The organism is Streptococcus vestibularis, from assembly GCF_900636445.1.
Classification (GTDB): domain Bacteria; phylum Bacillota; class Bacilli; order Lactobacillales; family Streptococcaceae; genus Streptococcus; species Streptococcus vestibularis.
This window is the reverse complement of sequence record NZ_LR134275.1, coordinates 1,840,333-1,861,295: the sequence shown is the minus strand read 5'-3', so window position 1 is coordinate 1,861,295 and position 20,963 is coordinate 1,840,333. Positions and strand designations below refer to the sequence as shown.

The window sequence follows — 20,963 nt, the reverse complement described above, 5'->3', positions numbered from 1 at the left end:
AAAATGGCAAACGTAAAACTATTTGACCAAACTGGTAAAGAAGTTAGTACAGTTGAACTTAACGACGCTATCTTCGGTATCGAACCAAACGAATCAGTAGTATTTGATGTCGTAATCAGCCAACGTGCTAGCCTTCGCCAAGGTACTCACGCGGTTAAAAACCGTTCAGCAGTATCAGGTGGTGGACGTAAACCATGGCGTCAAAAAGGGACTGGACGTGCTCGTCAAGGTTCTATCCGCTCACCACAATGGCGTGGTGGTGGTGTTGTCTTCGGACCAACTCCACGTTCTTACGGATACAAACTTCCACAAAAAGTTCGTCGCCTTGCATTGAAATCTGTTTACTCAGCTAAAGTTGCAGAAGATAAATTTGTAGCAGTTGAAGCTCTTTCATTTGCAGCTCCAAAAACTGCTGAATTCGCAAACGTTCTTTCAGCTCTTAGCATCGATTCTAAAGTACTTGTTATCGTTGAAGAAGGAAACAAATTTGCTGAACTTTCAGCACGTAACCTTGCAAACGTAACTGTTGCAACTCCTGCAACTGCAAGTGTACTTGACATCGTAAACGCAGATAAACTTCTTGTTACTAAAGAAGCTATCTCATCAATCGAGGAGGTTCTTGCATAATGAATTTGTATGACGTAATCAAAAAACCTGTTATCACTGAGAAATCTATGATTGCTCTTGAAGCAGGAAAATACACTTTCGAAGTTGATACACGTGCACACAAACTCTTGATCAAACAAGCAGTTGAAGCTGCATTTGAAGGTGTTAAAGTTGCTAGCGTGAACACTGTAACTGTTAAACCAAAACAAAAACGTGTTGGACGTTACACTGGTTTCACTTCAAAAACTAAAAAAGCTATCATCACTCTTACAGCTGATTCTAAAGCAATCGAGTTGTTTGCAGCTGAAGCTGAATAATCAAAGGAGAAATTAACGTGGGTATTAAAGTTTATAAACCAACGACAAATGGCCGTCGTAACATGACTTCTTTGGATTTCGCAGAAATCACTACAAGCACTCCTGAAAAATCATTGCTTGTTTCTCTTAAGAACAAAGCTGGTCGTAACAACAACGGTCGTATCACTGTACGTCACCAAGGTGGCGGACACAAACGTCACTACCGTTTGATTGACTTCAAACGTAACAAAGATGGCGTTGAAGCAGTTGTTAAAACAATTGAGTATGATCCAAACCGTACTGCAAACATCGCTCTTGTACACTACACTGACGGGGTTAAAGCTTACATCGTCGCACCTAAAGGTCTTGAAGTAGGTCAACGTATCGTTTCGGGTCCAGATGCGGATATCAAGATTGGTAACGCTCTTCCACTTGCAAACATCCCAGTTGGTACAGTTATCCACAACATTGAGCTTCAACCAGGTAAAGGTGCTGAACTTATCCGTGCCGCTGGTGCTTCTGCTCAAGTTTTGGGTCAAGAAGGTAAATACGTACTTGTTCGTCTTCAATCAGGCGAAGTTCGTATGATTCTTGGTACTTGTCGTGCAACTATCGGTACTGTAGGTAACGAACAACAATCACTTATCAACCTTGGTAAAGCCGGTCGTAATCGCTGGAAAGGTATTCGCCCAACAGTTCGTGGTTCTGTAATGAACCCTAACGATCACCCACACGGTGGTGGTGAAGGTAAAGCACCAGTTGGACGTAAAGCGCCATCTACTCCATGGGGTAAACCTGCGCTTGGTCTTAAAACTCGTAACAAGAAAGCTAAATCTGACAAACTTATCGTTCGTCGTCGTAACGAAAAATAATTTAGTCGCTTAGCGCATAACATCCGCCAACTCGGTAGCACTTCTTAGTGCAAGCCGCTGTGGTACATTCAATTTAAAGGAGAAAACTACAAAATGGGACGTAGTCTTAAAAAAGGACCTTTCGTCGATGAGCATTTGATGAAAAAAGTTGAAGCTCAAGCAAATGACGAAAAGAAAAAAGTAATTAAAACTTGGTCACGTCGTTCAACGATTTTCCCAAGTTTCATCGGATACACTATCGCAGTTTATGATGGACGTAAACATGTTCCTGTTTACATCCAAGAAGACATGGTAGGTCACAAACTTGGTGAATTTGCACCAACTCGTACTTACAAAGGTCACGCAGCTGACGATAAGAAAACACGTCGTTAATAGGAGGAGGACACAATGGCAGAAATTACTTCAGCTAAAGCAATGGCTCGTACAGTGCGTGTTTCACCTCGTAAAACACGTCTTGTTCTTGATCTTATCCGTGGTAAGAACGTTGCTGATGCAATCGCAATCTTGAAATTCACTCCAAACAAAGCAGCTCGCATTGTTGAGAAAACACTTAACTCTGCTATCGCTAATGCAGAAAACAACTTTGGTTTGGAAAAAGCTAACTTGGTAGTATCTGAAACATTCGCAAACGAAGGACCAACAATGAAACGTTTCCGTCCACGTGCGAAAGGTTCAGCTTCACCAATCAACAAACGCACAACTCACGTAACAGTAGTTGTGTCAGAAAAATAAGGAGGTAAACTCGTGGGTCAAAAAGTACATCCAATTGGTATGCGTGTCGGGATCATCCGTGACTGGGATGCGAAATGGTATGCTGAAAAAGAATACGCAGATTACCTTCACGAAGATTTGGCAATCCGCAAATTCATTCAAAAAGAACTTGCAGACGCTTCAGTTTCAACTATTGAAATTGAACGTGCTGTAAACAAAGTTATTGTTTCACTTCACACTGCTAAACCAGGTATGGTTATCGGTAAAGGTGGATCAAACGTTGACGCTCTTCGCGCTCAACTTAATAAATTGACTGGAAAACAAGTTCACATCAACATCGTTGAAATCAAAAAACCTGATTTGGACGCTCACCTTGTTGGTGAAACTATTGCTCGTCAACTTGAGCAACGTGTTGCTTTCCGTCGTGCACAAAAACAAGCTATCCAACGTGCAATGCGTGCTGGAGCTAAAGGGATCAAGACTCAAGTATCAGGTCGCTTGAACGGTGCAGATATCGCCCGTGCAGAAGGATACTCAGAAGGTACAGTTCCACTTCACACACTTCGCGCTGATATCGATTACGCTTGGGAAGAAGCTGACACAACTTACGGTAAACTTGGTGTTAAAGTTTGGATCTACCGTGGAGAAGTTCTTCCAGCTCGTAAAAACACTAAAGGAGGCAAATAACAAATGTTAGTACCTAAACGTGTTAAACACCGTCGTGAATTCCGTGGAAAAATGCGCGGTGAGGCTAAAGGCGGTAAAGAAGTATCATTCGGTGAATACGGTCTTCAAGCTACAACTAGCCACTGGATTACAAACCGTCAAATCGAGGCTGCTCGTATTGCCATGACTCGTTACATGAAACGTGGTGGTAAGGTTTGGATTAAGATCTTCCCACACAAATCATACACTGCTAAAGCTATCGGTGTACGTATGGGTTCTGGTAAAGGGGCACCTGAAGGTTGGGTAGCACCAGTTAAACGTGGTAAAGTAATGTTCGAAATCGCAGGTGTTTCTGAAGAAGTTGCACGTGAAGCGCTTCGTCTTGCTAGCCACAAATTGCCAGTTAAATGTAAATTCGTGAAACGTGAAGCAGAATAAGGAGAAGACATGAAACTTGAAGAAATCAAAAAGTTTGTTGCTGAGCTTCGTGGCTTGTCTCAAGAAGAGCTTGCTAAAAAAGAAAACGAACTTAAGAAAGAACTTTTCGACCTTCGTTTCCAAGCTGCAGCAGGTCAACTTGATCAAACTGCCCGTTTGAACGAAGTGAAAAAACAAATTGCACGTGTTAAAACTGTGCAATCTGAAATCAAATAATAGATTGGGAAAGGAGCAATTCTAATAATGGAACGTAATCAACGTAAAACCCTTGTTGGACGCGTAGTATCTGACAAGATGGATAAAACAATCACAGTTGTAGTTGAAACTAAACGTAACCACCCAGTCTATGGTAAACGTATCAACTATTCTAAAAAATACAAAGCACATGATGAAAACAACGTTGCTAAAGAAGGCGATATCGTTCGTATCATGGAAACTCGCCCACTTTCAGCTACAAAACGCTTCCGTCTTGTAGAAGTTGTGGAAGAAGCTGTTATTATCTAATAAAACTAAAAGGAGACAATTGAAATGATTCAACAAGAAAGTCGCTTAAAAGTTGCTGATAATAGCGGTGCTCGTGAAATCTTGACTATCAAAGTTCTTGGTGGTTCAGGACGTAAATTCGCTAACATCGGCGACGTTATCGTTGCAACTGTTAAACAAGCTACACCAGGTGGAGCTGTTAAAAAAGGTGATGTTGTTAAAGCTGTTATCGTTCGTACAAAAACTGGTGCTCGCCGTCCAGACGGTTCATACATCAAGTTTGATGACAATGCTGCAGTAATCATCCGCGATGACAAAACTCCTCGTGGAACTCGTATCTTTGGCCCTGTTGCACGTGAATTGCGTGAAGGTGGATACATGCGTATCGTATCTTTGGCGCCAGAAGTACTTTAATCTGAATTAACACAAACTTAGTCCCCTGATATATTCAGGGTGCCCATTGAGGCGTAAGAAATAATAGGAGAAATACTCAAATGTTTGTAAAAAAAGGCGATAAAGTTCGCGTTATTGCTGGTAAAGACAAAGGAACTGAAGCAGTAGTTCTTAAAGCTCTTCCAAAAGTAAACAAAGTTGTTGTTGAAGGTGTTGCAATCATCAAAAAACACCAAAAACCATCAGCTGAAAACCCTCAAGGTGCTATCGTGGAAAAAGAAGCACCAATCCACGCTTCAAACGTTCAAGTTCTTGACAAGAACGGTGTAGCTGGACGTGTAGGTTACAAAGTTGTTGACGGCAAAAAAGTTCGTTACAACAAAAAATCAGGCGAAGTGCTTGACTAATCACGAAGGAAAGGAGAAAGTATTAAATGGCTAACCGTCTTAAAGAAAAATACACTAACGAAGTAATTCCAGCTTTGACTGAAAAATTCAATTATTCTTCAGTTATGGCTGTGCCAAAAGTTGATAAAATCGTTATCAATATGGGTGTTGGTGAAGCTGTAAACAACGCTAAAACTCTTGAAAAAGCTGCTGCTGAGTTGGCACTTATTTCAGGTCAAAAACCATTGATTACTAAAGCTAAGAAATCAATCGCTGGCTTCCGTCTTCGTGAAGGTGTAGCGATCGGTGCTAAAGTTACCCTTCGTGGTGAACGCATGTACGAATTCTTGGATAAATTGGTATCAGTATCACTTCCACGTGTTCGTGACTTCCATGGTGTTCCAACTAAATCATTTGATGGACGTGGTAACTACACACTTGGTGTTAAAGAACAACTTATCTTCCCAGAAATCAACTTCGACGATGTTGATAAAGTACGTGGTATGGATATCGTTATCGTAACTACTGCTAACACTGACGAAGAAGGTCGTGAATTGCTTAAAGGCCTTGGAATGCCTTTTGCAAAATAATCTAGGAGGTAAATAAATTGGCTAAAAAATCAATGATTGCTAAGAACAAACGCCCTGCGAAGTTCTCTACGCAAGCTTACACTCGTTGCGAACGTTGTGGACGTCCACACTCAGTTTATCGCAAATTTAAACTTTGCCGTGTTTGCTTCCGTGAATTGGCTTACAAAGGTCAAATTCCAGGTGTTACCAAAGCTTCTTGGTAAAAACATGGTACATTTAAGTTAGTTCCACCTAATTTGAATGTATTTAACACAATCTGAGCCTAGCTCAATCATTAACTAGCAAGTGAATTATTCAAACTACTAGTAAGAGGAGAAAATATAAAATGGTTATGACTGACCCAATTGCAGATTTCTTGACACGTATTCGTAACGCTAACCAAGCTAAACACGAAGTGCTTGAAGTACCTGCATCAAACATTAAAAAAGGTATCGCTGAAATTCTTAAACGTGAAGGTTTCGTAAAAAATGTTGACGTTATCGAAGATGACAAACAAGGTATCATCCGCGTATTCTTGAAATACGGACAAAACGGTGAACGTGTTATCACTAACTTGAAACGTATTTCTAAACCAGGTCTTCGTGTTTACTCTAAACGTGAAGATGTTCCTAAAGTTCTTAACGGCCTTGGAATCGCGATCATCTCTACTTCAGAAGGTCTTTTGACTGATAAAGAAGCTCGTCAAAAGAACGTTGGTGGAGAAGTTATCGCTTACGTTTGGTAAGAAGCTGGTACTAAGTACTTATCTCAAATGATTTGTGCGAGTTTCATTGATTATATTCGCTGAAACTCATCCCCGTGAAAACTAGTCACTTTGTGGCTTGATAATCTAACAGGAGAATTAAATACTATGTCACGTATTGGTAATAAAGTTATTACTTTGCCTGCTGGTGTTGAAGTAACAAACAACGATAATGTTGTTACTGTTAAAGGACCTAAAGGCGAACTCACTCGTGAGTTTAACAAAAACATTGAAATCAAAGTTGAAGGCAATGAAGTTACACTTCACCGTCCAAACGACTCAAAAGAAAACAAAACAATCCACGGTACTTCACGTGCAAACTTGAACAACATGGTTGTTGGTGTTTCAGAAGGTTTCAAAAAAGAACTTGAAATGCGCGGTGTCGGATATCGTGCGCAACTCCAAGGAACAAAACTTGTTCTTTCAGTTGGTAAATCTCACCAAGACGAAGTTGAAGCTCCAGAAGGTATTACTTTTGAAGTACCATCTGCAACTTCAATTGTTGTTAGCGGTATCAACAAAGAAGTTGTTGGTCAAACAGCAGCTTACATCCGTAGCCTTCGTTCACCAGAACCTTACAAAGGTAAAGGTATCCGTTACGTTGGTGAATACGTACGTCGTAAAGAAGGTAAAACTGGTAAATAATAGGATTTCATCCTTGTGGCTATTCTTTTTGGATTGCCTACTTACCAAAAGCTCTCATGAGCAAGCATTATAATTAAGAGGTGAAAATTGTGATTTCGAAACCAGATAAAAATAAACTCCGCCAAAAACGCCACCGTCGCGTTCGCGGAAAACTCTCTGGAACTGCTGATCGCCCACGTTTGAACATTTTCCGTTCTAATACAGGCATCTACGCTCAAGTTATTGATGACGTAGCGGGTGTAACGCTCGCAAGTGCATCAACTCTTGATAAAGAAGTTTCTAAAGGAACTAAAACAGAACAAGCCGTTGTTGTCGGTAAACTTGTTGCTGAACGCGCAGTAGCTAAAGGTATTTCTGAAGTGGTGTTTGACCGCGGTGGATATCTCTATCACGGACGTGTTAAAGCTTTGGCTGACTCAGCTCGTGAAAACGGATTGAAATTCTAATAGGGAGGACACTTAATAATGGCATTTAAAGATAATGCAGTAGAACTTGAAGAACGCGTAGTTGCTATCAACCGTGTTACTAAAGTTGTAAAAGGTGGACGCAACATGCGTTTTGCTGCTCTTGTTGTTGTTGGTGACCGTAATGGTCGCGTAGGATTTGGTACTGGTAAATCTCAAGAGGTTCCAGAAGCTATCCGTAAAGCAGTTGAAGCAGCTAAGAAAAACCTTATCGAAGTTCCTATGGTTGGTACAACTATTCCTCACGAAGTTCGTTCAGAATTTGGTGGAGCGAAAGTATTGTTGAAACCAGCTGTTGAAGGGGCTGGGGTTGCCGCTGGTGGTGCAGTTCGTGCCGTCATCGAATTGGCTGGTGTTGCTGATGTAACATCTAAATCACTCGGTTCAAACACTCCAATCAACATCGTTCGTGCGACTGTTGAAGGATTGAAACAACTTAAACGTGCTGAAGAAGTTGCGGCTCTTCGTGGCATCTCAGTATCTGACTTGGCATAAGAAAGGAGATAACAATGGCTCAAATTAAAATTACTTTGACTAAGTCTCCAATCGGACGCAAACCAGAACAACGTAAAACAGTTGTTGCTCTTGGACTTGGTAAATTGAATAGCTCAGTTGTTAAAGAAGACAACGCTGCTATCCGTGGTATGGTCAACGCAGTATCTCACTTGGTAACTGTAGAAGACGTTAAATAAAAATTGATTTAAGTCGTGAGGGTTCCCTTGCGACTTAAACTGAATTTCATGTATAGGCGAGTTTCTAATTAAGCTACCTTACTTGGTTAGAGGCGCTAGCATTTTACAAAAAGAGGAGAAAATAATAATGAAACTTCATGAATTGAAACCTGCTGAAGGTTCTCGTAAAGTCCGTAACCGTGTAGGTCGTGGTACTTCATCTGGTAACGGTAAAACTTCAGGCCGTGGTCAAAAAGGTCAAAAAGCTCGTAGCGGTGGTGGTGTACGTCCAGGATTTGAAGGTGGACAAACTCCATTGTTCCGTCGTCTTCCAAAACGTGGATTCACTAACATCAACGCTAAAGAATACGCACTTGTAAACCTTGATCAATTGAACGTCTTTGAAGATGGTACAGAAGTAACTCCAGCAGTTCTTAAAGAAGCTGGAATCGTTCGTGCTGAAAAATCAGGCGTTAAAGTTCTTGGTAACGGCGAATTGACTAAGAAATTGACTGTTAAAGCAGCTAAATTCTCAAAATCTGCTGAAGCAGCTATCACTGCTAAAGGTGGTTCAATCGAAGTCATCTAATGAGGGGTAACTCATTATGTTCTTTAAACTATTAAAAGACGCATTGAAGGTCAAAAACGTTCGTAATAAGATTTTATTTACAATCTTCATTATTTTCGTTTTTCGTGTAGGGACTCATGTAACAGTTCCTGGTATCAATGCGGAAAGTTTGAAACAATTAAGTGATTTACCTTTCTTGAACATGCTTAACTTGGTGTCTGGTAATGCCATGAATAACTTCTCTATCTTCTCGATGGGGGTTAGTCCTTACATTACAGCATCAATCATTGTCCAACTTTTGCAGATGGATATCTATCCAAAATTTGTGGAGTGGGGCAAACAAGGGGAAGTTGGTCGTCGTAAATTGAACCAAGCGACTCGCTACATCACTCTTGTTTTAGCCTTTGTTCAATCGATTGGTATTACAGCAAGTTTTAATACTCTCTCATCAATTTCATTGGTTAAAACACCAAATGTTTCAACCTACCTATTGATTGGGACAATCCTAACTGCTGGTAGCATAATTGTGACATGGCTGGGTGAACAAATCACAGATAAAGGTTTTGGTAATGGTGTGTCAATGATTATTTTTTCAGGGATCATTGCTTCTATTCCAAAAATGTTCTCAACAATTTACGAGGATTTCTTTGTCAACGTTCGTTCAGGAGAATTGACTCGTTCATATATCATAGTAGTTTTGCTAATTGTGGTAGGTTTGGCGATTGTCTTCTTTACGACATTTGTTCAACAGGCAGAATATCAAATTCCAATTCAATATACTAAATTGGTTCAAGGGGCTCCAACGAGTTCTTACCTTCCATTGAAAGTTAATCCGGCTGGTGTTATTCCCGTTATCTTTGCTAGCTCGATTACAACAATTCCTAGTACTATTCTTCCATTCTTCTCTAAGGTTACATGGTTATCAAACTTACAAGGACTACTCTCGTATAATACACCTAGTGGAATGCTTACTTACGCGATATTGATTATCTTGTTTTCATTCTTCTACACATTTGTCCAAGTAAATCCTGAAAAAACTGCTGAAAATCTTCAAAAGAATGGGTCTTACATTCCTAGCGTTCGTCCAGGTCGTGAGACTGAAAAGTACATGTCTTCATTGCTTAAGAGATTGGCAACAATCGGAGCTGTATTTCTCGCGTTTATTTCATTGGCTCCTATTGCGGCTCAACAGTTTATGCACCTTACAAGCTCAATCGCGCTTGGTGGTACATCTCTCTTGATCTTGATTTCAACTGGTATCGAAGGTATGAAGCAACTTGAAGGTTACCTATTGAAACGTCAGTACGTTGGATTTATGAATCTTGAAGACTAAGTCTTCTCATGAACAATTGAGAGGGAAAGAAAGGTTACTTTCTGTCCCTTCTCTTTTGTTTTTTGATAACTCTACCAATGTGTTAAAACCTTGATAGAGTTATTTGAAAACAAAAATAAGGAGTTCGTAAGATGAATCTTTTAATTATGGGTCTACCAGGTGCTGGTAAAGGGACTCAAGCTGCAAAAATTGTTGAAGAATTTGGTGTAGCTCACATCTCAACTGGTGATATGTTCCGTGCTGCTATGGCTAACCAAACAGAAATGGGAACTTTGGCCAAGTCATTCATCGATAAAGGTGAATTGGTACCAGATGAAGTAACAAACGGAATCGTTAAAGAGCGTTTGGCTCAAGACGACATTAAGGAAAAAGGATTCCTATTGGATGGTTTTCCTCGCACAATCGAACAAGCTCATTCCTTGGATCAAATCTTGGTTGATCTTGGTTTGGAGCTTGATGGAGTAATCAATATCGAAGTGGATCCATCTTGCCTTCTTGAACGCTTGAGTGGTCGTATTATTCACCGCGAAACAGGTGAAACTTACCATAAAGTATTCAACCCACCAGCTGACTACAAGGAAGAAGACTATTACCAACGTGAAGATGATAAACCTGAAACTGTTAAACGTCGTCTTGACGTAAACATTGCTCAAGGTGAGCCAATTATTGCACATTATCGTGAGCTTGGTCTTGTATCAGATATTCAAGGTAACCAAGATATCGATGATGTATTTGCTGATGTTAAAAAAGCGATTGCAGCAATTAAATAATTATATAATCTTACTTGCGTATCAGACTTAAGCATGTTATAATACTTTAGTCTGGCTTATAATTGTTACCTCTGTGCTTAGAGGAAATCAAATCGAAATTTTAGGGGGTACTTTTGCGTGGCAAAAGAAGACGTGATTGAAATTGAAGGTAAAGTTGTCGAAACTATGCCTAATGCTATGTTTACTGTTGAATTGGAAAATGGACACCAAATTTTGGCGACAGTTTCTGGTAAAATCCGTAAAAACTACATTCGTATTTTGGTCGGTGACCGTGTGACTGTTGAAATGAGTCCTTATGATTTGACACGTGGACGTATCACATACCGCTTTAAATAATCGAAATAATTGGAGGGATTAAAACATGAAGGTAAGACCATCGGTTAAACCAATTTGCGAATACTGTAAAGTTATTCGTCGTAACGGTCGTGTTATGGTAATTTGTCCAACAAATCCAAAACACAAACAACGTCAAGGATAATATAGAAAGGAGAAATCATGGCTCGTATTGCTGGAGTTGACATTCCAAACGATAAACGTGTAGTAATTTCACTTACTTACGTATACGGTATCGGACTTGCAACATCTAAGAAAATCTTGGCTGCTGCAGGCGTTTCTGAAGACATCCGCGTTAAAGATTTGACAAATGATCAAGAAGACGCTATCCGTCGCGAAGTGGATGCAATCAAAGTTGAAGGTGACCTTCGTCGTGAAGTTAACCTTAACATCAAACGTTTGATGGAAATCGGTTCATACCGTGGTATCCGTCACCGTCGTGGACTTCCTGTCCGTGGTCAAAACACTAAAAACAATGCCCGCACTCGTAAAGGTAAAGCTGTTGCGATTGCAGGTAAGAAAAAATAATTAAAATAAAATAGGAGGTAAAAACATTGGCTAAACCAACACGTAAACGTCGTGTGAAAAAGAATATCGAATCTGGTATTGCTCACATTCACGCTACTTTCAATAACACTATTGTTATGATTACAGATGTGCATGGTAATGCTGTAGCTTGGTCATCAGCTGGTGCTCTTGGTTTCAAAGGTTCTCGTAAATCTACACCATTTGCTGCTCAAATGGCTTCTGAAGCTGCTGCTAAATCTGCACAAGAACACGGTCTTAAGACAGTTGAAGTAACTGTTAAGGGTCCTGGTTCAGGTCGTGAGTCTGCTATCCGTGCTCTTGCTGCTGCTGGTCTAGAAGTAACAGCAATCCGTGATGTAACTCCTGTACCACATAATGGTGCTCGTCCTCCAAAACGTCGTCGTGTGTAATTTTTAATAACAATAGTACACAAGATTCGTTTCGAGGGAGTATAATAAATGATTGAGTTTGAAAAACCAATAATAACAAAAATTGATGAAAATAAAGATTACGGCAAATTTGTCATCGAACCATTAGAACGTGGTTATGGTACAACTTTGGGTAACTCTCTTCGTCGTGTACTTTTGTCATCACTTCCAGGTGCTGCCGTAACATCAATTAAGATTGATGGAGTACTCCACGAATTTGATACCGTACCAGGCGTACGTGAAGACGTGATGCAAATTATTCTTAATATTAAAGGACTTGCTGTAAAATCTTACGTCGAAGACGAAAAAACAATCGAACTTGATGTCCAAGGTCCAGCTGAAGTTACTGCTGGAGATATCTTGACTGATAGCGACATTGAAATTGTTAACCCTGATCATTATCTTTTCACTATCTCTGAAGGAGCTTCTTTAAAAGCGACTATGACAGTAGCTACAAACCGTGGTTATGTTCCAGCAGATGAAAACAAGAAAGATGATGCACCAGTGGGAACATTGGCTGTAGATTCAATCTACACACCAGTGAAAAAAGTCAATTATCAAGTTGAACCTGCTCGTGTAGGTAGCAACGATGGTTTTGATAAATTGACAATCGAAATCATGACAAACGGAACAATCATCCCTGAAGATGCCCTCGGTCTCTCGGCTCGCGTTTTGATTGAACACTTGAACTTGTTTACTGACCTTACTGATGTTGCTAAAGCTACTGATGTAATGAAAGAAACTGAAAAAGTGAACGATGAAAAGGTGCTTGACCGTACCATCGAAGAACTTGATTTGTCTGTACGCTCATATAACTGTTTGAAACGTGCTGGTATTAATACCGTTCATGATTTGACAGAAAAAACTGAGCCTGAAATGATGAAAGTCCGTAACCTAGGTCGTAAATCTCTTGAAGAAGTCAAAGTTAAGTTGGCTGATCTTGGACTTGGACTCAAAAACGATAAATAATAATATAGGAGGATAACATGGCTTACCGTAAACTTGGACGCACAAGCTCACAACGTAAAGCGGTTCTTCGTGATTTGACAACAGATCTTATCATTAACGAAGCAATCGTTACAACTGAAGCACGTGCTAAAGAAATCCGTAAAACAGTTGAAAAAATGATCACTCTTGGTAAACGTGGTGATTTGCACGCACGTCGTCAAGCAGCTGCATTTGTACGTAACGAAATTGCATCTGAAAACTATGATGAAGCAACTGATAAATATACATCAACAACTGCTCTTCAAAAACTTTTCTCAGAAATCGCACCTCGTTATGCTGAACGTAACGGTGGATACACTCGTATCCTTAAAACAGAACCACGTCGTGGCGATGCTGCCCCAATGGCAATCATCGAACTTGTTTAATTTTTATCAATTTTGTTGAGTGTTATGATGATGGAATAGCTTAGCTTTTCTTAGTCTAGCTCTGGTCTACCGCTAGGCATACGCCTAGCGGGAACACTCATCATAAAAATGGGAATAAATAAGCATGTAACGCTTGTTTACGAAAGGTAATACTGTTATTTTTCGTAAGCAGGCGTTTTTTTGGGCTATAAATCGTCTGAATATTTTGATATAATGGAATAAGCTTATTTTAAAAAGGGGGACATTATTTTGACAACAGCCAAGGAACTGCTTAAGCAAAGGTATTATGAGCCAATTAAGGAGCAACCCGAATTATTTGTGGGGATTGAGTTGGAATACCCAGTTGTTAATTTGGGTGGTAATGCTACAGATGTCTCTCTTACAAAACGGTTACTAGCCTATCTCTTGGATAATTTTGATTTTCAAGCTGATAAGTATGATTCGGATAACAATCCTATTCAGCTTATTGATAAAGCTTCTGGAGATATGATTCTTTTTGAAGTCTCCTACAATACGATTGAGTTTGCTTTTGCAAAGGCTGAAAGAATCTCTGAGGTTGAGGAACGTTTGGATACTTACCTCGGTATAATTCAACCTTATCTTCAGAATGATAATCATGAGTTGCAAGGTTGGGGAGTGAATCCAAACTGGGCAAAAAATGACAACAGACCTGTTAAATCTCCTCGTTATGAGATGCTTATGGATTTTCTCGGGCTATCTAAAGCTAAGAACAATCCTTTCTTTCATGATTATCCAGAATATGGTTCTTTCATCTGTGGGAGTCAGGTACAGTTAGATGTTTCAAAAACGTCCTATTTAAGAGTTTTAAATGCTTTTAATCAAATAGAGGGACCCAAGGCAGTATTATTGGCAAACTCTGATTTTTGGGGTTCTGATTGGGATTTAACGCTTTCTCGTGATGTTTTCTGGGAGAATTCCATGCATGGTGTGTTTAAGGAAAATGCAGGGGTATTTCCTAAGGTGTTTAAGAGCGAAGACGACTATTTTTCTTACTTGTCTGAGACAGCCATTTTTACTGCTAAGCGTGGTGACGAAACCTACTATTTTGAACCAATACGTGCTAAAGACTATCTAAGTACGCCATCTGTCAAAGCACGCTCTATTCATGGCGAAGTAGTCACTATTGAGCCAAGTGAGGAAGATTTTAAGACTCACCGTTCTTATCAATTTCAAGATTTAACGACTAGGGGAACTGTTGAGTTTCGAAGTGTTTGTACTCAGCCTTTCTCAGCAACTTTTGCGCCAGCAGCCTTTCACCTTGGTCTTTTAGTTAACTTAGAGACACTAGAAAGTATTTTAAAAGACACATCTTTATTTGAAGTTTTTGACTATGATTATCCTAGAATTCGTTGCTTGTTTTCGAAAAAGGAAATCTCAAAGGATGATTTCAAATTGATTTTGCCTTTGACAGAGGCTCTACTAACTTGTGCAGAGGATGGGCTCAAAAATCGTGGCTTTGGAGAAGAGGTTTACTTAGCTCCTCTTCAAGAACGATTAGCTGCTTTGAAAAATCGTTTAGACTAATTCCAGATAGTATATAATGTTTCAGAAAAACAAAAAAAGTCAAAAAGCTTATTGACAATAGCATACAATAAATGGTACTATATAATAGTTGTTTCGAAAGAGACAAGAGATAGTTTTAAGAAAAAACTTTCAAAAAAGTATTGACACTGATTGTCAAACTTGATATAATGACTAATGTAGTTAGCGGAAATGGCGGAATTGGCAGACGCGCAGGACTAAGGATCCTGTGACCGCTTTAGGTCGTGAGGGTTCAAGTCCCTCTTTCCGCAGAGCAACCAGTCAAGAGACTGGTTTTTTTGTATTAAAAAATCAAAACGCTTACAAATTGTAGAAAAACTAGTTTTTTGAATCTAATTGTGATAGAATAAACAAGTAAACGGGTTCAAGCCCAAAAAAATATAGGAGGCCTTTATAATGGCAATCGTTTCAGCAGAAAAATTTGTCCAAGCAGCTCGTGACAATGGTTACGCAGTCGGTGGATTTAACACAAACAACCTTGAGTGGACTCAAGCTATCTTGCGTGCAGCAGAAGCTAAACAAGCTCCAGTGCTTATCCAAACTTCAATGGGTGCTGCTAAGTACATGGGTGGTTACAAATTGTGTAAAGCTCTTATCGAAGATTTGGTAGAATCAATGGGTATCACTGTACCAGTTGCTATTCACCTTGACCACGGTCATTACAACGATGCTTTGGAATGTATTCGTGAAGGATACACTTCAGTTATGTTCGATGGATCTCACCTTCCAGTTGAAGAAAACCTTGAAAAAGCAGCTAAAGTTGTTGAATTTGCACATGCTAACGGTGTATCAGTTGAAGCTGAAGTTGGTACAATCGGTGGTGAAGAAGATGGTATCATCGGTGACGGTGAATTGGCACCAATCGAAGATGCTAAAGCTATGGTTGCAACTGGTATCGACTTCCTTGCAGCAGGTATCGGTAACATCCACGGTCCTTACCCAGAAAACTGGAATGGTCTTCACCTTGACCACTTGCAAAAATTGACAGAAGCTGTTCCTAACTTCCCAATCGTATTGCACGGTGGATCAGGTATTCCTGACGATCAAATCCAAGCAGCTATCAAACTTGGTGTTGCTAAAGTTAACGTTAACACTGAATGTCAAATCGCATTTGCTAAAGCAACACGTAAATTTGTTGCTGAATACGAAGCAAATGAAGCAGAATACGACAAGAAGAAACTCTTCGACCCACGTAAATTCTTGAAACCAGGTTTCGAAGCTATTACAGAAGCTGTTGAAGAACGTATCGACGTATTCGGTTCAGCAAACAAAGCATAATTAGCTTATTAAAACAAGGTCTTTTCTGGATCTTGTTTTTTTGTACTAAAATAAATAGTTGGTATCTGCCAATTAATCTGTGATTGAGAGTGAATAAATTTTAAAGAGTGGATATGGCTTTGGTTGATAGATTCTATTTCCTAACTTTTTAAGATATGCTATAATATGAATATGTTTGATAATTATATTGTACCTGTATTTTTTGGTGGTGGAGCTCTTGCTCTACTAGGTTTAGTGTTATTTGGTTGGGCCTTGCCTTCATTTTTGAAGGGTAAGTGGTCTTATTTGATTTCTTTGCTAGGTTTAGGTTTGGTTGCTTTTGCCTATTTTGATTCGGCGATTGTTATCACTTATAAAATCTGGCTTGGATTGATAGGTGTTATCATGGTTGGTTGGGGACTTCCTTTCAACAATCGCAAGGGACGCCGTGCAATGATTATTTTTTGGGCTATCATGGCAATTGTTGTAGGTATTGCTGCTATTGCATTCACTATTGCTTATGGTGTTATTAACCGCCACTAACATGAAACTGTAAAACATGCTATAATAATGGCATGTTTTATTTTATGACCCTATCATTTATTATCATGCCTGCCTTGGGTTGCTTCTTAATAGGTTTGGCTTTTGCTAAATCAAATCGTTGGGACTTTTCCTGGAGTCTATCCTTAATAGGTTTGGCGGCCTTTATTTCTTCTTTTTGGCATATAGCACGTGTAGATTTATGGTTTATGCTAAGTTATAGTGTTGGTCCTTTTTTGATGGGATTTGGTTTCTCCTGGGACCTAAGTAAGAAACGCCGTAGGCAGTTATTATTATTAGGGGCATTTTTCCTTGTCTTTTTTGTGATTCTGTACTATCTTATTGTGCGAATCCTGAATACAGCTGTTGTCTAAAGGAGGGATGTTGTGATGTTGCTAGATTTAGAAGAGAAGACACGTGTTCTGCTAGAAGATATTGTTGAACGTTCAGCTATTGGGAGAGGAGCTATCTTTGTCTTGGGACTGTCTTCCAGTGAGGTTGCTGGTGGGACTATCGGCAAAGCCTCTAGCCGCGAAATCGGTCAACGAATTGTGAAAACTATTCTTGAGGTTTTGGAACCTAAAGGGATTTACTTGGCTGTTCAGGGCTGTGAACATTTGAATCGTGCTTTGGTTGTCGAGCGTGAGCTTGCCATGGCTAAAGATTTGGAAATTGTGAATGTTCTTCCGACCTTGCACGCTGGTGGAAGTGGTCAGCTGGCTGCTTTCGACTACATGAAGGATCCTGTTGAGGTGGAGGAAATTGTCGCTCAGGCTGGTATTGATATTGGGGACACCTCTATTGGTATGCATGTGAAGAGGGTCCAAGTTCCTCTTCGTCCTATTACTCCAGAATTAGGTGGTGCTCATGTGACTGCTTTGGCTAGTCGTCCTAAGTTAATTGGTGGAGCTCGTGCAGAGTATCTAGCAGATCCTATCCGTAAAAACTAAAAAGTATCGGACATTCTTGTCCGATACTTTTTCTATTAGCAGAGCCCTTTCTTTCAATGATGACGCTTGGCATAATCGACAAATTTGAATTTTTCAAGTTTGTGGCGACTTTCCGTAAATTGGAACTGTTTTCCATTGTTTAAATAAACTTTTGAACGGACACAGACAACGTGCTGGTCCTTACCTAGGTCAATGAGAATCTTATCCTGATCGATAGCATTATCGATAGTGATTTCTTTAAAGGCGTGGGAAATGCTAAGGTTGAGCTGATTCTCAATGTAGTCGTAAATAGAGTATTCAGCAATACTACGGTTTAGTTGCGGAACAAGGCTGGCATCTAGGTAATCAATATCTATAACAGAGGCACAGCTATCAACGACTCTTTGACGAACAACACGCCAAACCTGTCGGCTATTAGAAAAACCAGTTCTTTCTGAGAGTTTTGAATCAACAATGATTTTATCCAGAGAAATAACATTGGTTTGCGAATTAAGGCCTTGTTGTTCTATTAGTTCTTGGTAACTAGTAAGGTCAGACACAGGAAAGTTGATTTGTTCTTGGTTAATAACCTGGGAGCCAGAGCCATGAATCTTTTTGACCAATCCTTCTTCAACGAGTAAGGTTAACGCCTTTCGTTATCACTGGTCTTCACCATATGACTAATGCTATTGATCTTGAATTGGTGCGTACGGCAGGTGGTACTGGTTTATGGCCAATGATTGCCTTCTCTAATATTGCGCAGGGTTCAGCAGTATTTGCTTACTACTTTATTAAACGTCATGATGAACGTGAAGCACAGATTTCACTTCCAGCAACTATTTCAGCTTATCTTGGTGTCACTGAACCAGCACTATTTGGTGTTAACGTTAAGTATGTCTATCCATTAGTAGCAGGAATGTCTGCTTCTGCCTTATCAGGATTGCTTTCAACAGTCTTTGGTGTTCAAGCAAACTCTATCGGTATTGGTGGTCTTCCAGCTATTCTCTCTATTGAACCTCAATATTGGGCAATTTTTGCGATTATCATGGTTGTTGATATTGTAGTTGCTATGGTATTGACATTCTTCTTCCACAAAACTGGATTTTTAACGAAAACAGAGGAATATGGGCACGCACAAGAAGCTTCAGAAGGTTTTGTACAACCAACGGCTCTTGCTGAATCAGCAGAGGTTGTTAGCCCATTTGCTGGCCAAGTTAAACCACTTAGCCAAGCCACAGACCCAGTCTTTTCATCAGGTGTAATGGGACAAGGTGTTGTCATCGAACCAAGTCAAGGGGAATTGGTTTCACCAGTGAATGGTACAGTGACAGTACTCTTCCCAACTAAGCACGCAGTAGGTATCGTTTCTGAAGAAGGTGTTGAAATGCTAATGCACATTGGTATGGATACGGTTAGCCTTGACGGAAAAGGCTTTGAATCACATATTAAACAAGGTGATAAAGTTGTTGTTGGTCAACAATTGATTAGCTTTGATATGGATGTTATCAAAGAAGCTGGTTTGGTCACTGAGACTCCAGTTATCATTACAAATCAAGATGATTTCCAAGCAGATGTTGAAGGGAATCTTCCACGTGATATCAAACGCGGCGATGTTCTCATGATTGCTCATCGAACAAAATAAGCTAAGGGGTGGAGACGTCACGGTTCCACCTCTTCATATAAAGAACAAAAGAGGAAAAATTACAGGGCATTAGATAAAACAAAGGTTGTATACCAAATTTATCCAAAATCATATAATAACACTACAGGAAATGGAATCGGTGATTTCAGAGGAATCATTGAAAAGATTCCTTATCTAGCAGAGTTGGGCGTGGATATGGTTTGGCTCAATCCTTTCTATCCAAGCCCACAACGTGACAATGGTTACGATATTTCAGACTACACAGCCGTCAACCCTGTCTTTGGGGATATGGCTGATTTTGAAGAAATGGTTCGTGTCGCTAAAGAGCACAAGATTGACTTCATGCTAGACATGGTGCTTAACCATTGCTCAACGGAGCATGAGTGGTTCCAAAAAGCATTGGCTGGTGACAAGTATTACCAAGATTTCTTCTTCATTCAGTATCAACCAACTGATTGGTTGTCTAAATTTGGTGGTTCTGCCTGGGCTCCTTTTGGAGATACAGGAAAATACTATCTTCACCTCTTTGATGAAACACAGGCAGACCTCAATTGGCGGAATCCTAATGTCCGCAAGGAGTTGTTCAAGGTAGTCAACTTCTGGCTAGACAAAGGTGTCAAGGGTTTTCGTTTTGATGTGATTAACTTGATTGGTAAGGACGAGGTTTTAGTAGATTGTCCGAAAAATGAAGGGAAACCTGCCTATACGGATAAACCAATCGTGCATGATTATCTTCACATGATGAATGAAGCGACCTTTGGTTCTGACGATAGTTTTATGACAGTTGGGGAGATGTCTTCAACAACTATTGACAACTGTGTTCTCTATTCAGCACCGGAGCGTCACGAGTTGTCTATGGCCTTTAACTTCCACCATTTAAAAGTGGACTATGAAGATGGACAAAAATGGACTATTGCTCCCTTTGATTTTGAAGAACTTAAGCGTCTCTACCACACCTGGGGCAAGGAAATGAGCGATCGTGGTGGATGGAGTGCCCTCTTCTGGAATAACCACGACCAACCTCGTGCCTTGAATCGTTTTGTGGATATCAAGAACTTCCGTAATGAAGGAGCGACCATGCTAGCCGCTAGCATTCACTTGTCACGTGGAACACCTTACATCTACATGGGTGAAGAGATTGGAATGATTGATCCAGACTATGATTCCATGGCAGATTACGTAGATGTGGAATCCATCAATGCTTACCAAATGCTCTTGGACCAAGGTAAATCTCCTGAGCAAGCCTTCAAGATTATCCAAGCTAAGTCACGTGATAATTCTCGTACGCCAATGCAATGGGATGCTTCTGAGAATGCAGGCTTTTCAACAGGTACTCCATGGTTGAAAGCTGGTAAATCTTACAAAGACATTAACGTTGAAAATGAGATTAATGGACCAATCTTTAAATTCTATAAAGAATTGATTCGCTTGCGTAAATAAATGGCTATCATTTCAGAAGGAAGCTATCAGCCAGCATTTGAAGATAGCAAGAAGGTCTACGCCTTTGAACGTCACTTAGACGGTCAAAAACTCTTGGTACTCAATCATTTCTATGGAAGTGAAGTCGAAGTGGCGATTCCAGCAGAATATAAGTCAGGGCGCGTGCTCTTGTCCAACTATGACGATGCGGAGCTTGCTGAAAAGGTAGTTCTTAAACCATATCAAACCTTGGCAATCCTAGTTAAATAAGCCAATTTTTCCTCGGCAAATGCTTTTGCTGGGGAATTTTGTTATAA

General features: G+C 40.0%; 32 protein-coding genes, 1 tRNA gene and 3 pseudogenes. 35 read left to right on the top strand and 1 reads right to left on the bottom strand.

Annotation, left to right across the window (positions count from 1 at the left end; all coding sequences use genetic code 11):
* Window positions 1-3: 3 nt before the first annotated feature.
* From rplD to EL076_RS09265, 33 genes are all read left to right on the top strand, one after another.
* Window positions 4-627, top strand: a complete 624-nt coding sequence (gene rplD, locus EL076_RS09425) for a 50S ribosomal protein L4 (RefSeq protein ID WP_002885795.1) — start codon at window positions 4-6, stop codon at window positions 625-627.
* Window positions 627-923, top strand: a complete 297-nt coding sequence (locus tag EL076_RS09420; protein ID WP_002887066.1) for a 50S ribosomal protein L23 — start codon at window positions 627-629, stop codon at window positions 921-923. The genes rplD and EL076_RS09420 overlap by 1 nt, the downstream gene beginning before the upstream one ends.
* 17 nt (window positions 924-940) lie before the next feature.
* On the top strand, window positions 941-1,774 hold the full coding sequence (gene rplB / locus EL076_RS09415; protein ID WP_003091907.1) for a 50S ribosomal protein L2: 834 nt from the start codon (window positions 941-943) through the stop codon (window positions 1,772-1,774).
* Between the two features lie 93 nt (window positions 1,775-1,867).
* Window positions 1,868-2,146: a 30S ribosomal protein S19 gene (gene rpsS, locus EL076_RS09410; RefSeq protein ID WP_000533765.1), complete on the top strand. Its 279-nt coding sequence runs from the start codon at window positions 1,868-1,870 to the stop codon at window positions 2,144-2,146.
* 15 nt (window positions 2,147-2,161) lie between these two features.
* Window positions 2,162-2,506, top strand: coding sequence for a 50S ribosomal protein L22 (rplV, locus tag EL076_RS09405; protein ID WP_002887063.1), 345 nt, complete (start codon window positions 2,162-2,164; stop codon window positions 2,504-2,506).
* Between the two features lie 12 nt (window positions 2,507-2,518).
* Entirely contained in the window at window positions 2,519-3,172 is a 654-nt protein-coding gene (rpsC, locus tag EL076_RS09400) for a 30S ribosomal protein S3 (RefSeq protein WP_002885727.1), read from the top strand.
* A gap of 3 nt (window positions 3,173-3,175) precedes the next feature.
* Window positions 3,176-3,589, top strand: coding sequence for a 50S ribosomal protein L16 (rplP, locus tag EL076_RS09395; RefSeq protein ID WP_000960950.1), 414 nt, complete (start codon window positions 3,176-3,178; stop codon window positions 3,587-3,589).
* A gap of 9 nt (window positions 3,590-3,598) precedes the next feature.
* Window positions 3,599-3,805 (top strand): 50S ribosomal protein L29, encoded by a 207-nt coding sequence (rpmC, locus tag EL076_RS09390; protein WP_002885754.1) that lies wholly within the window; start codon window positions 3,599-3,601, stop codon window positions 3,803-3,805.
* Window positions 3,806-3,832: 27 nt separating this feature from the next.
* Window positions 3,833-4,093: a 30S ribosomal protein S17 gene (gene rpsQ, locus EL076_RS09385; protein ID WP_002885836.1), complete on the top strand. Its 261-nt coding sequence runs from the start codon at window positions 3,833-3,835 to the stop codon at window positions 4,091-4,093.
* Window positions 4,094-4,117: 24 nt separating this feature from the next.
* A complete protein-coding gene (gene rplN, locus EL076_RS09380) occupies window positions 4,118-4,486 on the top strand; it encodes a 50S ribosomal protein L14 (protein WP_002885711.1) in 369 nt (122 codons plus the stop codon).
* 80 nt (window positions 4,487-4,566) lie between these two features.
* A complete protein-coding gene (rplX, locus tag EL076_RS09375; RefSeq protein ID WP_002885874.1) occupies window positions 4,567-4,872 on the top strand; it encodes a 50S ribosomal protein L24 in 306 nt (101 codons plus the stop codon).
* Window positions 4,873-4,898: 26 nt separating this feature from the next.
* Complete coding sequence (gene rplE, locus EL076_RS09370) at window positions 4,899-5,441, top strand: 50S ribosomal protein L5 (RefSeq protein ID WP_002887058.1); 543 nt, start codon at window positions 4,899-4,901, stop codon at window positions 5,439-5,441.
* Window positions 5,442-5,458: 17 nt separating this feature from the next.
* Window positions 5,459-5,644 (top strand): type Z 30S ribosomal protein S14, encoded by a 186-nt coding sequence (locus tag EL076_RS09365; protein WP_001085699.1) that lies wholly within the window; start codon window positions 5,459-5,461, stop codon window positions 5,642-5,644.
* 122 nt (window positions 5,645-5,766) lie between these two features.
* A complete protein-coding gene (gene rpsH, locus EL076_RS09360; RefSeq protein WP_126430099.1) occupies window positions 5,767-6,165 on the top strand; it encodes a 30S ribosomal protein S8 in 399 nt (132 codons plus the stop codon).
* A gap of 126 nt (window positions 6,166-6,291) precedes the next feature.
* Window positions 6,292-6,828, top strand: a complete 537-nt coding sequence (rplF, locus tag EL076_RS09355; RefSeq protein ID WP_002887056.1) for a 50S ribosomal protein L6 — start codon at window positions 6,292-6,294, stop codon at window positions 6,826-6,828.
* An 89-nt stretch (window positions 6,829-6,917) separates the two neighbouring features.
* On the top strand, window positions 6,918-7,274 hold the full coding sequence (rplR, locus tag EL076_RS09350; protein ID WP_002885810.1) for a 50S ribosomal protein L18: 357 nt from the start codon (window positions 6,918-6,920) through the stop codon (window positions 7,272-7,274).
* An 18-nt stretch (window positions 7,275-7,292) separates the two neighbouring features.
* Complete coding sequence (gene rpsE / locus EL076_RS09345) at window positions 7,293-7,787, top strand: 30S ribosomal protein S5 (protein ID WP_002885626.1); 495 nt, start codon at window positions 7,293-7,295, stop codon at window positions 7,785-7,787.
* Between the two features lie 14 nt (window positions 7,788-7,801).
* Window positions 7,802-7,984, top strand: a complete 183-nt coding sequence (rpmD, locus tag EL076_RS09340; protein WP_002885773.1) for a 50S ribosomal protein L30 — start codon at window positions 7,802-7,804, stop codon at window positions 7,982-7,984.
* Between the two features lie 127 nt (window positions 7,985-8,111).
* On the top strand, window positions 8,112-8,552 hold the full coding sequence (gene rplO / locus EL076_RS09335; RefSeq protein ID WP_002885849.1) for a 50S ribosomal protein L15: 441 nt from the start codon (window positions 8,112-8,114) through the stop codon (window positions 8,550-8,552).
* 16 nt (window positions 8,553-8,568) lie between these two features.
* Entirely contained in the window at window positions 8,569-9,864 is a 1,296-nt protein-coding gene (secY, locus tag EL076_RS09330; protein ID WP_003095834.1) for a preprotein translocase subunit SecY, read from the top strand.
* A gap of 131 nt (window positions 9,865-9,995) precedes the next feature.
* A complete protein-coding gene (locus EL076_RS09325) occupies window positions 9,996-10,634 on the top strand; it encodes an adenylate kinase (protein ID WP_003092019.1) in 639 nt (212 codons plus the stop codon).
* A 117-nt stretch (window positions 10,635-10,751) separates the two neighbouring features.
* A complete protein-coding gene (gene infA, locus EL076_RS09320; RefSeq protein ID WP_001040189.1) occupies window positions 10,752-10,970 on the top strand; it encodes a translation initiation factor IF-1 in 219 nt (72 codons plus the stop codon).
* Between the two features lie 25 nt (window positions 10,971-10,995).
* On the top strand, window positions 10,996-11,112 hold the full coding sequence (rpmJ, locus tag EL076_RS09315) for a 50S ribosomal protein L36 (protein WP_000868345.1): 117 nt from the start codon (window positions 10,996-10,998) through the stop codon (window positions 11,110-11,112).
* Window positions 11,113-11,129: 17 nt separating this feature from the next.
* Window positions 11,130-11,495 carry a 30S ribosomal protein S13 gene (gene rpsM, locus EL076_RS09310; protein WP_002885820.1) on the top strand — a complete coding sequence of 122 codons (366 nt, stop codon included), beginning with the start codon at window positions 11,130-11,132 and terminating at the stop codon, window positions 11,493-11,495.
* A 26-nt stretch (window positions 11,496-11,521) separates the two neighbouring features.
* Entirely contained in the window at window positions 11,522-11,905 is a 384-nt protein-coding gene (rpsK, locus tag EL076_RS09305) for a 30S ribosomal protein S11 (protein ID WP_002887520.1), read from the top strand.
* 48 nt (window positions 11,906-11,953) lie between these two features.
* Window positions 11,954-12,892 (top strand): DNA-directed RNA polymerase subunit alpha, encoded by a 939-nt coding sequence (locus tag EL076_RS09300; RefSeq protein WP_003091894.1) that lies wholly within the window; start codon window positions 11,954-11,956, stop codon window positions 12,890-12,892.
* A gap of 17 nt (window positions 12,893-12,909) precedes the next feature.
* Entirely contained in the window at window positions 12,910-13,296 is a 387-nt protein-coding gene (gene rplQ, locus EL076_RS09295; protein WP_003091981.1) for a 50S ribosomal protein L17, read from the top strand.
* Window positions 13,297-13,545: 249 nt separating this feature from the next.
* Window positions 13,546-14,841 (top strand): gamma-glutamylcysteine synthetase, encoded by a 1,296-nt coding sequence (locus tag EL076_RS09290; RefSeq protein ID WP_126430098.1) that lies wholly within the window; start codon window positions 13,546-13,548, stop codon window positions 14,839-14,841.
* Window positions 14,842-15,024: 183 nt separating this feature from the next.
* Window positions 15,025-15,110: transfer RNA gene (locus EL076_RS09285), tRNA-Leu, on the top strand.
* A gap of 145 nt (window positions 15,111-15,255) precedes the next feature.
* A complete protein-coding gene (locus tag EL076_RS09280; RefSeq protein ID WP_126430097.1) occupies window positions 15,256-16,137 on the top strand; it encodes a class II fructose-bisphosphate aldolase in 882 nt (293 codons plus the stop codon).
* Between the two features lie 165 nt (window positions 16,138-16,302).
* Window positions 16,303-16,659 carry a hypothetical protein gene (locus EL076_RS09275; RefSeq protein WP_126430096.1) on the top strand — a complete coding sequence of 119 codons (357 nt, stop codon included), beginning with the start codon at window positions 16,303-16,305 and terminating at the stop codon, window positions 16,657-16,659.
* 32 nt (window positions 16,660-16,691) lie between these two features.
* Window positions 16,692-17,030: a hypothetical protein gene (locus EL076_RS09270; protein ID WP_081448729.1), complete on the top strand. Its 339-nt coding sequence runs from the start codon at window positions 16,692-16,694 to the stop codon at window positions 17,028-17,030.
* A gap of 15 nt (window positions 17,031-17,045) precedes the next feature.
* Complete coding sequence (locus EL076_RS09265; protein ID WP_126430162.1) at window positions 17,046-17,606, top strand: TIGR01440 family protein; 561 nt, start codon at window positions 17,046-17,048, stop codon at window positions 17,604-17,606.
* Between the two features lie 53 nt (window positions 17,607-17,659).
* Here EL076_RS09265 and treR read toward each other — a convergent pair.
* A pseudogene (treR, locus tag EL076_RS09260) lies at window positions 17,660-18,241 on the bottom strand (trehalose operon repressor); the annotation flags it as partial.
* On the opposite strand from treR, the pseudogene EL076_RS09255 reads away from it, so the two are divergent.
* Window positions 18,235-19,227: pseudogene (locus EL076_RS09255) on the top strand (glucose PTS transporter subunit IIA); the annotation flags it as partial. The pseudogenes treR and EL076_RS09255 overlap by 7 nt on opposite strands.
* Window positions 19,228-19,296: 69 nt before the next feature.
* A pseudogene (treC, locus tag EL076_RS09250) lies at window positions 19,297-20,916 on the top strand (alpha,alpha-phosphotrehalase); the annotation flags it as partial.
* Window positions 20,917-20,963 lie beyond the last annotated feature (47 nt).

Bases quoted from the DNA above. Each gene is read 5' to 3' on its own strand.
- rpsQ (WP_002885836.1), top strand. From the start codon at position 3,833: ATGGAACGTAATCAACGTAAAACCCTTGTTGGACGCGTAGTATCTGAC.
- rpsE (WP_002885626.1), top strand. From the start codon at position 7,293: ATGGCATTTAAAGATAATGCAGTAGAACTTGAAGAACGCGTAGTTGCT.
- rplQ (WP_003091981.1), top strand. From the start codon at position 12,910: ATGGCTTACCGTAAACTTGGACGCACAAGCTCACAACGTAAAGCGGTT.
- EL076_RS09270 (WP_081448729.1), top strand. From the start codon at position 16,692: ATGTTTTATTTTATGACCCTATCATTTATTATCATGCCTGCCTTGGGT.
- rplX (WP_002885874.1), top strand. From the start codon at position 4,567: ATGTTTGTAAAAAAAGGCGATAAAGTTCGCGTTATTGCTGGTAAAGAC.
- EL076_RS09300 (WP_003091894.1), top strand. From the start codon at position 11,954: ATGATTGAGTTTGAAAAACCAATAATAACAAAAATTGATGAAAATAAA.
- rplD (WP_002885795.1), top strand. From the start codon at position 4: ATGGCAAACGTAAAACTATTTGACCAAACTGGTAAAGAAGTTAGTACA.
- rplN (WP_002885711.1), top strand. From the start codon at position 4,118: ATGATTCAACAAGAAAGTCGCTTAAAAGTTGCTGATAATAGCGGTGCT.
- EL076_RS09265 (WP_126430162.1), top strand. From the start codon at position 17,046: ATGTTGCTAGATTTAGAAGAGAAGACACGTGTTCTGCTAGAAGATATT.
- EL076_RS09275 (WP_126430096.1), top strand. From the start codon at position 16,303: ATGAATATGTTTGATAATTATATTGTACCTGTATTTTTTGGTGGTGGA.
- rpmC (WP_002885754.1), top strand. From the start codon at position 3,599: ATGAAACTTGAAGAAATCAAAAAGTTTGTTGCTGAGCTTCGTGGCTTG.
- rplP (WP_000960950.1), top strand. From the start codon at position 3,176: ATGTTAGTACCTAAACGTGTTAAACACCGTCGTGAATTCCGTGGAAAA.
- rpsS (WP_000533765.1), top strand. From the start codon at position 1,868: ATGGGACGTAGTCTTAAAAAAGGACCTTTCGTCGATGAGCATTTGATG.
- EL076_RS09325 (WP_003092019.1), top strand. From the start codon at position 9,996: ATGAATCTTTTAATTATGGGTCTACCAGGTGCTGGTAAAGGGACTCAA.
- EL076_RS09280 (WP_126430097.1), top strand. From the start codon at position 15,256: ATGGCAATCGTTTCAGCAGAAAAATTTGTCCAAGCAGCTCGTGACAAT.
- rplE (WP_002887058.1), top strand. From the start codon at position 4,899: ATGGCTAACCGTCTTAAAGAAAAATACACTAACGAAGTAATTCCAGCT.
- rpsH (WP_126430099.1), top strand. From the start codon at position 5,767: ATGGTTATGACTGACCCAATTGCAGATTTCTTGACACGTATTCGTAAC.
- rplF (WP_002887056.1), top strand. From the start codon at position 6,292: ATGTCACGTATTGGTAATAAAGTTATTACTTTGCCTGCTGGTGTTGAA.
- rplO (WP_002885849.1), top strand. From the start codon at position 8,112: ATGAAACTTCATGAATTGAAACCTGCTGAAGGTTCTCGTAAAGTCCGT.
- rpmJ (WP_000868345.1), top strand. From the start codon at position 10,996: ATGAAGGTAAGACCATCGGTTAAACCAATTTGCGAATACTGTAAAGTT.
- rpsM (WP_002885820.1), top strand. From the start codon at position 11,130: ATGGCTCGTATTGCTGGAGTTGACATTCCAAACGATAAACGTGTAGTA.
- secY (WP_003095834.1), top strand. From the start codon at position 8,569: ATGTTCTTTAAACTATTAAAAGACGCATTGAAGGTCAAAAACGTTCGT.
- EL076_RS09420 (WP_002887066.1), top strand. From the start codon at position 627: ATGAATTTGTATGACGTAATCAAAAAACCTGTTATCACTGAGAAATCT.
- rpmD (WP_002885773.1), top strand. From the start codon at position 7,802: ATGGCTCAAATTAAAATTACTTTGACTAAGTCTCCAATCGGACGCAAA.
- rplV (WP_002887063.1), top strand. From the start codon at position 2,162: ATGGCAGAAATTACTTCAGCTAAAGCAATGGCTCGTACAGTGCGTGTT.